The sequence below is a fragment of the Oceanispirochaeta sp. genome (assembly GCF_027859075.1).
Classification (GTDB): domain Bacteria; phylum Spirochaetota; class Spirochaetia; order DSM-2461; family DSM-2461; genus Oceanispirochaeta.
Genome location: NZ_JAQIBL010000144.1, coordinates 1 through 12,045, shown reverse-complemented (window position 1 = coordinate 12,045; position 12,045 = coordinate 1). Strand labels below are relative to the sequence as shown.

Annotated in this window: 14 protein-coding genes; 9 read left to right on the top strand and 5 right to left on the bottom strand. The window is 46.4% G+C overall.

Annotated features, from left to right (window positions below; genetic code table 11):
* Window positions 1–1,169: CsgG/HfaB family protein (locus tag PF479_RS08280; RefSeq protein WP_298004778.1), on the bottom strand; the 1,169-nt coding region annotated here is incomplete at its 3' end.
* 232 nt (window positions 1,170–1,401) lie between these two features.
* Here PF479_RS08280 and PF479_RS08275 point away from each other — a divergent pair.
* From PF479_RS08275 to PF479_RS08265, 3 genes are read left to right on the top strand one after another with little or no spacing between them, the layout of a single operon-like run.
* A complete protein-coding gene (locus PF479_RS08275; protein WP_298004776.1) occupies window positions 1,402–2,238 on the top strand; it encodes a transketolase in 837 nt (278 codons plus the stop codon).
* Entirely contained in the window at window positions 2,238–3,182 is a 945-nt protein-coding gene (locus PF479_RS08270; RefSeq protein ID WP_298004773.1) for a transketolase C-terminal domain-containing protein, read from the top strand. Before PF479_RS08275 ends, PF479_RS08270 begins: the two co-directional genes overlap by 1 nt.
* A 20-nt stretch (window positions 3,183–3,202) precedes the next feature.
* Window positions 3,203–4,156 (top strand): D-2-hydroxyacid dehydrogenase, encoded by a 954-nt coding sequence (locus PF479_RS08265; RefSeq protein WP_367277215.1) that lies wholly within the window; start codon window positions 3,203–3,205, stop codon window positions 4,154–4,156.
* Window positions 4,157–4,184: 28 nt separating this feature from the next.
* Here the strand turns inward: PF479_RS08265 and PF479_RS08260 are convergent, their stop codons facing one another.
* Window positions 4,185–5,057, bottom strand: a complete 873-nt coding sequence (locus PF479_RS08260; RefSeq protein WP_298004770.1) for a DMT family transporter — start codon at window positions 5,055–5,057, stop codon at window positions 4,185–4,187.
* Window positions 5,058–5,062: 5 nt separating this feature from the next.
* On the bottom strand, window positions 5,063–5,455 hold the full coding sequence (locus tag PF479_RS08255) for a hypothetical protein (RefSeq protein WP_298004768.1): 393 nt from the start codon (window positions 5,453–5,455) through the stop codon (window positions 5,063–5,065).
* A 191-nt stretch (window positions 5,456–5,646) separates the two neighbouring features.
* Between PF479_RS08255 and PF479_RS08250 the strand changes: the two genes are divergently transcribed.
* The 3 genes from PF479_RS08250 (at window position 5,647) to PF479_RS08240 (ending at window position 8,078) form a co-directional block, all read left to right on the top strand.
* The gene (locus PF479_RS08250) at window positions 5,647–6,603 is read left to right on the top strand and encodes an L-threonylcarbamoyladenylate synthase (protein WP_298004765.1); all 957 of its coding nucleotides are present in this window, start codon (window positions 5,647–5,649) and stop codon (window positions 6,601–6,603) included.
* A gap of 73 nt (window positions 6,604–6,676) precedes the next feature.
* Entirely contained in the window at window positions 6,677–7,120 is a 444-nt protein-coding gene (locus PF479_RS08245; RefSeq protein WP_298004762.1) for a MarR family winged helix-turn-helix transcriptional regulator, read from the top strand.
* Between the two features lie 199 nt (window positions 7,121–7,319).
* Window positions 7,320–8,078 (top strand): hypothetical protein, encoded by a 759-nt coding sequence (locus PF479_RS08240; protein ID WP_298004758.1) that lies wholly within the window; start codon window positions 7,320–7,322, stop codon window positions 8,076–8,078.
* Here PF479_RS08240 and PF479_RS08235 read toward each other — a convergent pair.
* The gene (locus tag PF479_RS08235; protein ID WP_298004756.1) at window positions 8,073–8,522 is read right to left on the bottom strand and encodes a DNA integrity scanning protein DisA nucleotide-binding domain protein; all 450 of its coding nucleotides are present in this window, start codon (window positions 8,520–8,522) and stop codon (window positions 8,073–8,075) included. The genes PF479_RS08240 and PF479_RS08235 overlap by 6 nt on opposite strands.
* A 60-nt stretch (window positions 8,523–8,582) precedes the next feature.
* The gene (locus PF479_RS08230) at window positions 8,583–9,407 is read right to left on the bottom strand and encodes a PTS sugar transporter subunit IIA (RefSeq protein WP_298004753.1); all 825 of its coding nucleotides are present in this window, start codon (window positions 9,405–9,407) and stop codon (window positions 8,583–8,585) included.
* Between the two features lie 261 nt (window positions 9,408–9,668).
* On the opposite strand from PF479_RS08230, the gene PF479_RS08225 reads away from it, so the two are divergent.
* From PF479_RS08225 to PF479_RS08215, 3 genes are all read left to right on the top strand, one after another.
* Complete coding sequence (locus PF479_RS08225) at window positions 9,669–10,088, top strand: Rrf2 family transcriptional regulator (RefSeq protein WP_298004750.1); 420 nt, start codon at window positions 9,669–9,671, stop codon at window positions 10,086–10,088.
* 214 nt (window positions 10,089–10,302) lie between these two features.
* Window positions 10,303–11,547: an ABC transporter substrate-binding protein gene (locus PF479_RS08220; protein WP_298004748.1), complete on the top strand. Its 1,245-nt coding sequence runs from the start codon at window positions 10,303–10,305 to the stop codon at window positions 11,545–11,547.
* Window positions 11,544–12,045, top strand: a 502-nt coding sequence (locus PF479_RS08215) for a GTP-binding protein (protein ID WP_298004746.1), incomplete at its 3' end; no start/stop codon positions are given. The genes PF479_RS08220 and PF479_RS08215, both read left to right, overlap by 4 nt.

Sequence of the window (12,045 nt, the reverse complement as noted above, 5' to 3'; positions counted from 1 at the left end):
TTGCGCCAGATGCTGTAGTTTAACTCCCAGCGATAGTCTGAGCTGCAATCCATTTCGACATTCAAATCTGATTTATAGAGCTTCACCACAAATTCCTCGGATTTTCCTGGGAGACAACTGTAGCTGAGGTCTTGAGTTTCACCGTTGTATTCAAGGTGGATAAGTGCCAATCCTTTTGACTCTTCTCCCTCTGTCTCAATGAAGCTCAGGGTAAGCTTGACGGGGATAACAACCCCTTCTCTGTCTGTAAATGAAGTCACATGTTCCGCTCTTGCTGTCTCGCCTGATCCCGGGATGAGGTCAATCCTTTCGCGCACAATCTGTTGCATATTGTATATAAGAGAATTGAAATGGTTTGTTTTATCTTCCAGAATCAGTGTTTCTCCTGATTTCAAGTCAAATTCACTTATCCAGTCTCCAAAGAGAATTTCAGGGAGCTGAATGACCCCAAAATTGGCGGATAGATGGGTTCTTATCGTATGGTGTCCGGGGGGCATTATCAACTCCAGTGCTTTAGTGCGATCCCCCAGGGTATATGATGTAAAAGCTCCATCCACAAAAACCCGTGCATCAACGATGTGCGAAAAGAGCATGACTCGTCCCGGTTCCTGCTGGCTGCTGGCAATGATCGTTTTATTACCGGCATCGGACTGGAAGGATATGTTCTGGCCTGTGAGGTGGCCTACCAGCTTTTCTGAAAGGGCGTGAACCGTATTTTCCTGAAATCCCCGTTCTGAAAAACTGAAGCTTCGTCCCGTTTCTGTATTGATCAGATCAAAATTCAAAAAGAGATCATCTCCCAAAAATACATATCCTCCTTTGAGGATATATTCGGCTCCCACCATCCGTCCGGTCTCGATGATGCTTTTGTCGTCCATAACTCCCGTAAATTGGAGTTTTTGTTCATTGAGAACTTCCTCCATATTCTCTCTGTCAACAATAAAAACCATTCCTGAAAGGGATAGGTCCTGGCGGACCAGGGAACTGATGATCCCCGACAGGTATTCCTGTTGGGGGTCTCTGTTCAGGTTTTCGAAGGGCAGGACCGCCAGGCTTATCTTACCGTCTTTGGCAAAGAGACCTGCTGTGATGCCTGTGATGAGAACCATCAGAGTGATGACAGAAAAGCGGATAATATACTGTTTACCGAGGGGGGGCTTCTTCTTCATGGCAATAGTATACCTTCACTCCAGGGCTTTGTCTTTCTAATATTCTGATTGTAAATCTCTAGATCCCTATAAAAAAAGTTGACAAATTCATTTTCTCACTCTAGTATTGTTTTGTAGAAAATATTTTGAATACAAAATATAAAAGACAGTGGGACGGAAGGCCTGCACGATGAATTATATTATATTCCTGCTGATAAATATTAGGTGGGGATCCAAGGAGAGTAATTCCCATATGAATAAAGAAGAGAAAGTGGCATATCTGAAAGGAAAAGCCATCGAAATGAGGAAGACCGCGCTGACGATGATCCATACAGCGCAGTCCGGTCACCCAGGGGGATCTTTATCGGCGGCTGACTATATGACCGCCCTGTATTTTAGCGAATTGAATATCAAAGCAGAAGAGCCTAAATGGCCGGACCGGGATAGATTTGTTCTGTCCAAAGGTCATGTCTGTCCCATCCTTTACAGCGCATTGGCCTTAAAGGAATACTTTCCCTACGAAACCATCTATACACTGAGAAAAGAGGGTTCGATCCTTCAGGGACATCCTGATATGAAGGTCTGCCCCGGTGTGGATATAAGCACCGGCTCATTAGGACAGGGACTATCAACAGCCGTCGGCATGGCCATTGCTGCCAAACGTGATAAAAAAGATTACCGGGTATTCTGCGTTGTAGGAGACGGTGAAAGCCAGGAAGGTCAGATCTGGGAAGCCGTCATGTCGGCTGTCAAATATAAGCTGGATAATCTGGTGATATTTGTAGATAACAACAATCTTCAGAATGACAATACCTGTGATGTGGTTATGCCTACAGGTGACCTCAGGAAGAAATTTGATGCCTTCGGTTGTGAAGCCTATGGCATTGACGGACACAAGATGGAAGAAATTGTGGATGTTCTGGATGAAATAAGAACAAAGAAAAACGGAATCCCAAAAGTCATTGTGGGTAAGACCGTGAAAGGCCGGGGTGTTTCCTTTATGGAAAATGTGGTCATGTGGCATGGAGTTGCTCCAGATAAAGAGCAGTTTGCTCAGGCCATCAGTGAAGTAGAGGGAGGATTGAAATAATGTCAGGAAAAGCAACAAGAGAAGCATATGGAGTGGCAATCCTGGAATTGGGAAGATCCAATCCGGATATATATGTTGTGGATGCGGATATCGGAAAATCATGTAAGACTGTTCCCTTTTTTGAAGAACTTCCGAATCAGCATGTGAATGTGGGTATCGCCGAACAAAATGCCGCAGGTGTGGCTGCGGGTCTTGCTACATGTGGTAAAATCCCTTTTGTGACAACCTATGCCGTATTCGGATCTATGAGAATGTGTGAACAAATTCGCCAGGAAGCCTGTTATCCCAACCTGAATGTGAAGGTTGCCTGTTCTCACGGTGGTTTTACACCGGCCAGTGACGGTGCGAGTCATCAGGGTATTGAGGATATGGGTATCTACAGAACCATCCCCAATATGACTGTCATCATGCCTGCGGATTACTATTCTGCTCTGAAGCTTGTAAAAGCTGCAGCCGCATATTACGGTCCTGTATACCTCAGGTTTACAAGGGATCCAATCCCTTTCATCTATGATGAAAATGCCGAGTTTGTCATCGGTAAGGCTGTGCAGCTGAAAGAAGGTAAAGATATTGCCATCATAGCCAATGGTGATATCATGTCCCGTGCTGTGGCAGCGGCTGAAGAGCTGGAAACCAGAGGCTACTCAGTTCGTCTGTTGGATATGCACACCATTAAACCCCTGGATGAGGAGGCCGTCAAAAAGGCCATTGTAGAAATCGGCAGCATTATCACCGTTGAGGACCATAATATTCTGAATGGATTGGGAAGTGCTGTGTGTGAGTTAGTTGCAGAAATGGGAATGGGGAAGGTTAAACGGATCGGAATACAGGATAGATTCGGTGAATCCGCTCCCTATGACAGACTCCTTGAGAAACACGGCATTACGGTGAAAAACATTGTTGCTTCAGCCGAGACTCTCATAAAGGAAAAACAGCCTGTTTAATAGTAAGGAAGGAAGGAATCATGATTGTTGTTTTAGATGGATATACATTGAATCCCGGGGACCTTTCCTGGGATGGATTTGAAAAACTGGGGGAGTTCGTCTGTTATGACAGGACTGAATCCTCTGATATTATCAGCCGGATCGGTGATGCAGATGCTGTGATCACCAACAAGACTCCCCTGACTGCCGAGACTCTCAAGGCCTGTCCCGGGATTAAATACATTGGCGTACTGGCTACAGGTTATAATGTTGTTGATGTTGCGGCCGCTTCCAAGGCGGGAATACCGGTCTGCAATATCCCGACCTACGGTACAACGGCTGTGGCCCAGTTTGCTTTTGCACAGCTTCTGAATATCTGTCATCATATTCAGGATCATGCCAATACAGTGAAAGAAGGGAAATGGACGGCTTGTCCCGATTTCTGCTACTGGGATTTTCCCTTGACAGAACTGGCAGGCAAGACCATGGGAATTATCGGATATGGACGAATTGGTCAGGCTGCGGGTAAAATTGCCCAGGCCTTCGGGATGAAGGTCCTGGCCTATGATGAATATCAGAATAAGGATCTGGAATGTGAAACAATGGAATATGTGTCCCTGGATGCTCTTCTGAGTGCTTCCGATGTGATCTCTCTCCATTGTCCATTGTTTGAATCTACTGAGGGAATCATTAACAAAGACAATATTGCTAAAATGAAAGATGCTGTGATCATCATCAATACCTCTAGAGGTCCCCTCGTTGTAGAACAGGATCTGGCTGATGCTCTCAGGAGCGGAAAAGTAAGAGCTGCCGGTCTGGATGTCGTATCAACAGAGCCTATCAAGGCCGACAATGTCCTGCTGAAAGCTCCCAACTGCTTTATCACCCCGCATATTGCCTGGGCTCCCCTGGAATCCAGAAAAAGGCTGATGAATATTGCCGTAGAGAATCTGTCATCCTTCCAGAAAGGGACAGTGACAAATAGAGTTAATTAAATAAGAATATGACCCGGCAGACCCGCATCTAAAGCTGATCTGCCGGCTTTATTTGAGCTTCCATCCTGGACAAAAAGCTGGTTATCAGGATCATTAAGGCTCCCAGTATGATATTCCATCTGACTTCTTCTCCTAGAAGAAGGATTCCAAAGAGAACAGCTATGAAGACTTCAAAATAGCCAAGAACCCCGTACTGGAAGATGGGCAGTCTCTTCAGTGCAATAAAAAAACACCCAAAACCGATGATCCCCACAGAAAAACCGTAAAAGAGTCCTGTCAGAGTGGCCGTCAGAGGCATCCCCGGTATTTCCGCCGCCAGAAAGGGGATCAAAATCACGGCTCCTAGAGCATTCTGAAAATACAGGACTTCTCCTTCGCTGTGGTCTACCAGGGCATCTTTGAAAATCAGGAGGGAAATTGCAAAGATCAGGGCCGAAATAATCATAAAGATGTTCCCCTTCATATCTGATCCTGATAGAGAAAAACCCTTGTGGGCATTGAGTAAGATGACCCCGGAAAAGGCAATGATGAGTAGTCCGATTTCCTTGACTTTTAATTTTTCCCTGGTAGTTATGGAATGAATCAACAGGGCAAATAGTGGCCAGGTGTATAAAAGAACGACTGCATTGGTCATGGTTGTGAGTTTATAGGAAAGAACGTAGAGAATCATCCTGATGGCATTCAGCAGAGATCCCATCCAGATCTTTTTTCTGTTTTTCACCGGTCCCAGGATCATCTTTCTCTTGATCATCAGGGGGAGAAGGAAGAGGAAGGGCACTCCCATCCGGAATCCCGTCATTCCAAGTCCGCTGAAAGGTAGTGATTTTATAAACAAACCACTGGATGCCCCCAGAGTTGTAGCTAGTAGGATTGCGGGGATGGCAATATTTTTTCTGTTCAAAGATATCAGGCTTTAAGCCAGTTGTTGACTCGGCGCCGGCTGCCGAAATTGTTGTCTATTTCAAAGCGTCCATTTTTGTAATAGCGCAGATAGGGGATGAGGCTGTTTGCGAAATTTGTCTCTTTAAAATAAATAAAATCTGACTTGTAATCTTTCTTGTCGTACTCAAGATAATATACCTTCAGATCCTCCTGTCCTGTCATGGTTGCCAATACAGCTCTCTGGGCAATCCAGTCGGGGCACCAGCTTTGCGTCATTATAACAATCACATTCGCTGCCGATTTAAGTATTTCTTCGGAAAAATCTCCGTTTTCCATGGCCTTAAGAGCTTCATTGTCATTTAGTTCTATCAGTTTAATCATAACCGGTAGTATGACACAAAAATGCAAAGTCTTCAATTTACCTTTCCCCGGGGCCGAGGAGACATTCTAAGAACTGGGTGATGAGTCAGGAATCAGTGGATCGCCGCCCTCAGACTGCTCATTTTTTTCATTGCATATTAGGCGGATTCATTATGGTTTGATCTGGAACAACTCTTTGATCTGTAGTAGCTTATCAACCTCTGATCAATGTTCAGACGGGGTTGGGAATGATATACACAAGTACAGATGAAAACATACAAATAGCGGCTCAGATTATCAAGGATGGCGGTCTTGTGGCCTTCCCGACCGAAACCGTGTACGGCCTGGGGGGGAATGCTCTGGATGTGAAAGCTGTTGCTGCCATTTTCGAGGCTAAGAAAAGACCCAGCTTTGACCCGCTGATCACTCATATCGCCGATCATGAGATGCTGGATGAACTGGCGGATATCAAAGATCAGAGGATCTACGACCTGGCTTCAGAATTCTGGCCAGGGGCACTGACCCTGATCGTTCCCAAAAGAGATATTATTCCTTCTCTGGTTACTTCCGGGCTGCAGACCATGGCGGTCAGAATGCCTGATCATCCCATCGCTCTGTCCTTGATTCGTCAGTCCAGCGGCGCCGTTGCCGCCCCTTCGGCGAACTCTTTCGGTTATCTCAGCCCAACGGAAGCCCGGCATGTGGAAGAGGACCTGGGCAGCAGAATAGACATGATCCTGGACGGTGGGGCTTGTCGTGTGGGGGTCGAGTCCACAGTTCTGGACCTGACCAGAGAACATCCCATTATTTTAAGGCCCGGCGGATTGACCCGGCAGGAAATTGAATCGGTTCTGGGACCTGTGGACCTGTTTAACAGAACATCCACCTCCCCCACCGCTCCGGGTCAGCTGGAAATGCACTATTCTCCCCGTAAGCCTCTTCATGTTGTAGAGGATTTGACAACTCTACCGGATAAAGGAAGTGCCGGGGCCTTGATCTTCAGTGATTCTTCCAGGGCTGAGGGATTTGCACATAGTGAGATTCTCGCTCCTTCGGGCAATGTCCTCGAAGCGGCTTCCCGACTTTTTTCGGCACTTCACTCTCTGGATCAGCAGGATATCAGCTGCATCTATGCGGAGTTTATTCCGGAAGAAGGCCTCGGCCAGGCTGTGATGGACCGGATTTACAAGGCTTCAGAAAAATAATATGCCATAGAATCCCTCAAATAGAAGAGAATCTATTTGACTATTGTACTAATTAGTAATATATTCTAATCAGATGAAAAATGTCAGTTATGGAAATGAAAATGATCTGAATCTTAAGCTCGTGATAGCCCTTTCAAGATCCATACAGCATATTCGCCGAGGTGAAGGACAGAACATTCAGGATGCGGGTCTGACACTTTCTCAATTTGCGGTCCTGGAAGCTCTGTATCATAAGGGGGATCTCAGAATTTGTGAAATCATTGAGAAGACCCTCTCCACTGGGGGGAATATGACGGTGGTGGTCAATAACCTTGTGAAGGATGGTTTGGTTCGACGTTTTAAAGATCCCGGAGATGGCCGAGCCTCAAGGATCAGCCTGACAGAGAAGGGAGAGGTTCTTATAGCCGATCTGTTTCCCAGGCATGTTGAGAGTGTTCAGACTCTGTTTGAAAGGCTGGAGAGTGATGAGAAAAGACGTCTGCTGGATTTGTTGAAAAAACTGACAGGAAAAATGTGAAGAGTTACTATTTTTAACCATATAGTACTAATTAGTAATATAACCTTTGGAGGTTCCCGTGAATATATTTGAACGAAGATCTGTGAATTTTTTTGATACCGAGAAGACAATTGATGATTCTTTCTCCTGTTTATGCCGTAATTAATCTTAGGCTATAGGGCTGCCTCACAAGGGCAGCCTTTTTCAGGAGGTTTCTCTTATGAACCCATATTATTTTATATTCATCATCTCTGCCTTTGCTGCCATTTTTATCCAGGCAAAAAGCCGGTCCTATCAGGATCTGATTCCCTCTCTTTCCGAAAACACCGGCAGGGAGAAGGACGAACTGAAGCAGCTGCTGCTGATCCGCCGCTTTATGAGCCCCTTTATTGCCGGACTAACTGCTTTCCTTATATTTCTGGCGGCCCTGGAAGGGGGGCATCTGGCTGAATTGATACCCCGTATTTTTATTCCTGTCTGGCTCCTGGCCTCAGTGGGAGACATCTTTATTGAGGGTGCCTATTCAATAGAAGACAAGAAAAGGCAGGAGGGTTTTTATCTGATCGGAATGGTTCTGTTTATGGGTATGACCGTGCTTCTGGGATTGGGGCTCATCGTGAATGCCCGGCAGACCTCCCTCTCTCCCCTGGCACATCTGGTCTCAATCTCAATCCCCATTGTGCTGGGGCTGGGTGCCTTTTTCACCTTGAAACTGAATAAGGAAACTCTAGCAGCCATGATTGTCTACGATCTGGCGGTTTCCATTCTTCTCTGCGGCGGCTTATATTCCGCCTTTGCAGGGCAGGGACAGTTGGCCTATATCGGAATCGGATATTTTATTTCGGACTGGCTTGTGGGGCAGAGAGACTTTGGCAAAAAGAAATTTCCCTTTCTTGACAGATGGATTCTTCTGCTGATTCTTCTGTTGTATTACTCCATCATGCTTGTGTCCCTGGATGTTGTTCTCAAATTATCATAAGGGAGAGAACCGGTTCTTCTCGGACGGAGTGAAAATGTCTTGTTCCAGACCATCCCAGTATATGCGGATCTGCCCGGTCGATTCTGATAGGACAACCGAGGCTACAGGAGCCGCCAGTGTAATCCCCAGGGCTGCAGCATGACGAGCTCCCAGACCTGGTTGAAGCCGGATATGATGAGGGGGGACGGATAAATAAGTCCCTCCGGAACGAATTTTCCCCGAGTTTTCAATTATATACGCCCCGTCTATCTTGGAAAACTCCTTGATAGTTTCAGAGAGTCCCGCATCCAGAATGCTGCGTTCATGATCATCCAAACCGCCGAAGGGGTTGATGATCAGCTGTTTGCAGTAGTCCCTGACCGTCTCATACTCGCCGATCACAAATATGGTTCCTGCCGGTTTTCCTTCCCGTCCCTGCCGGGAGAGCTCAGAAGCCAGAGACACCACCCTGCTGAGAATCTCCAGATTGACCTTGTGGGGTATCCGGTAGTTCAGGACTCTGGCTTATTCATATAAATCCCTGGGGATCGCAAATATTGAGATGCTGTGGGGCATCACATCAAACTCAAAACCGGAAAGGGCCAGAACGATGTCACCGTCCAAAAGAATCTTTTCTGACCAGAGCTGCTTGAGGATCTCTTTTTCATCGTTGATAAAACCATGAGCATGATAGATTCTGGAAAAGGTTTTATTCAGGAGGGCGGACCTGTTCAGAACCCGGCTTCTAGTGCTGACCAAGATGGCGTTTTGGGGCTTGAACTGCTCGGAAAGGGCCATTATCTGGATGAGTGAGTTGGAAAAAAGCACAATTCTGGCGTTTTTCATCCGTGAAGCCAGTCGGTCGGCTTCACGGAGAAGAGAATTGGTGATTATTTCCTTATCTTCGGACCAGTTCTCCTCTTTCTGTGACTGTGCTGTGATCAGAATTTCTGTCATATCCTCAGCATTTTCTGCCTTGCCCAGCCGGTCGGACACTCCGGGCATCTGAAATATGCCGGCCAGTTCCGACAGGGTTGGAAGATGATCCTCTTCGTTGCAGACCAGCATAATGATAATGGAAACCTTCTCTCCAGCTGTATTCCAGGGAACCCCTTCAGGGGAGTTGCAGCAGAGAACCCGGGGGGGGATTTTATCCTTGATCACAGAGTGAGGAAAGGCAATTCCCTTATCCACCATGGTTGTGGCTTCCTTTTCCCTTGCGAGGCAGCCTGTCATGATTTTTTCTCTGAATCCTTTGTCTCTTTCGGAAAAGAAGTGAGACACCATTGAAAACAGGAGAGACTCCTTGTCCGGACTGTCAGATTCCATGAATCTGCTGATATTGATCATCCTGAGTCCTCCCTTTGGTAACATGAGTTACATTATAAACCATTCTCTTCCTTTTTTTAGGCCCTCAATCTAAAAAATGGATTGACCCCATAAATGTATTTAAGTATTCTGATACCGAAATACCCTTAGTCCTATTGGAGTACAACACCAAAGCCGTAAACCGGCTTTGGTAGTAAATACCCTTAGGCCTATTGGAGTACAACACCAAAGCCGTAAACCGGCTTTGGTAGGAAATAGTAGTAAAGCAGGAGTTAAGTCCATATGAATCAATTGATCAATATTTCAGAAGCTGCATCATTGGCTTTTCATGGTTTGGCCCTGGTTGCTCAGGCGACCCCCGACCGAATCAATGTGAAAGAGGCAGCCCGGAAACTCAATGCCTCGGAGGCTCACCTCGCCAAGGTCTTCCAGGCTCTGAACAAGGCGGGAATCACGAAGTCCCAGAGGGGCCCCCGAGGAGGATTTCTTCTGAACCAGCCCCCCGAAGACATCTCCTTTCTGGATATTTATGAGATCCTTGAATCCCCGGTCAAACTTTGCGATTGCCCCCTGGGCTATCAGGATTGCGGATTTTCAACCTGCCTTTTTGATCAGAAGCTCAATCATATCAACCGGGAAATATTAAAAACTTTTGAAAATATAAAACTGAGCCAATTTACCACATCAGAGGCACACCCTTAGGCCTGAGCAAGAAAGTCACCAAGGCTCTACAGAGCCTCGGTAGAACAAGGCCCTTAGGCCCTGAGCACCCTTAGGCCTCGAGCGAGAAAGGCACCGAGCCTCTACAGAGGCTTGGTAGTATAGGGCTCTACAGAGCCTCGGTAGTATAAGGCCCTTAGGCCTCGAGCAAGAAAGTCACCAAGGCTCTACAGAGCCTCGGTAGCAAGGAGATCATATGAAAAGCTTCCATTCTGAAGATAGCCTATACAAAATCATCGAGGATTATCCCGAAACCATTCCAGTCTTTGTTTCCAATGGATTTCCCCAGATGAGTGATAAGGACAAACGGGAAAAATTTGCTAAAACGATAAGCCTCGCATCGGCCCTGATGCTCAAACAGCTGGACCTCAAAATTTTCAGTAAATTATTGAACGAAGCCATTGAACAGCACAATGGCAGTGTGGATGCGACTCTGAATCAGTCCGAAAAGAAAGACGATGAGGAGGCTCTGAATGTTGTCGGCCTTCTTCCCTGTCCCGTTCGTTTGCCCCTCCTAGAGCAGTTCAACGAGTTCAATGAATCCTATAAAAAGAGTCATGCCATTCATATCAACCATGAATTGAAAGCCGCTTCTATGGGACTGGACTGGGTACAGGAGAATATCGACGGTGTTGAAGACCCTGACAAGCTGCCTGACCTGTTTATCTCAGCCGGTTTCGACATGTTTTTTGATGAAGAGAAGATAGGAAAGTTTAAAAAAGCCGGCGTTTTTGAAGATACGACAGGGCTTGGTACCTTTAATCCTCTATTTGAAGATCTGAATCTGAAGGATCCCCGAGGTCACTACGGAATGATCGGAGTGGTTCCTGCTGTTTTTCTGATCAATACAGATGAGCTGGGAGACCGGCCCGTTCCACAGAGCTGGGAAGATGTACTGGCTCCTGAATTTGAAAAACGTGTGTCTCTTCCTGTGGGAGATTTTGACCTCTTCAATGCCATCCTGTTGAATATTCATAAACACTATGGAGATGAAGGAGTCAGGAAGTTGGGACGGAGCCTGCTGACAGCCATGCACCCCTCTCAGATGGTCAAGAGTAATCGGAGTAAGAATACCAAACCCATTGTGACCATTATGCCCTATTTCTTTACCAAAATGGTCAGGGAAGGAGGCGGGATGGCGGCTGTCTGGCCCTCGGATGGTGCCATTATCAGCCCTATCTTCATGCTGTCTAAAAAGCAGAAGATCGAAAAACTGCAGCCGGTTATTGATTTTTTTGCCTCAAAGAAGGTCGGAGAAGTCCTGGCGCATAGCGGTCTCTTTCCTTCTGTACATCCCGATGTAGACAACCAAATTGATAATGATAAAAAGTTTATGTGGCTGGGTTGGGATTATAACTACTCTCAGGATATTGCCACTCTGATCACACACTGTGAAACCATCTTTAATGATGCTGTCGATCTGACACGGGAGGCCGTATGAATCTAGTCACTGTATCGGGTCCTCCATCGTCGGGGAAGACCTCAGTTATTCTGAAAACAATTGACTCTCTGAAGCAGCGGGGATTGAAAGTGGGAGTCGCTAAATTCGACTGTCTCTATACTGATGATGATGTCCTGTATGAAAAGGCGGGGATTCCCGTCAAGAAGGGACTTTCCGGAGCTCTCTGCCCTGACCATTACTTTGTAAGCAATGTGGAAGAGGTGACTCAGTGGGGTATCCGGGAAGGATTCGATGTTCTTATTTCCGAGTCCGCCGGGCTCTGCAACCGCTGTTCTCCCTATATCAAGGACATCAAGGCCATCTGTGTCATAGATAATCTCAGTGGAATCAACACACCCAAGAAGATCGGTCCCATGCTCAAGTCGGCAGACATTGTTGTTATTACAAAGGGAGACATCGTTTCTCAGGCAGAGAGGGAAGTCTTTGCCAGCCGTGTGAATATGGTCAATCCCTCGGCGGTGATCATGAATATCAACG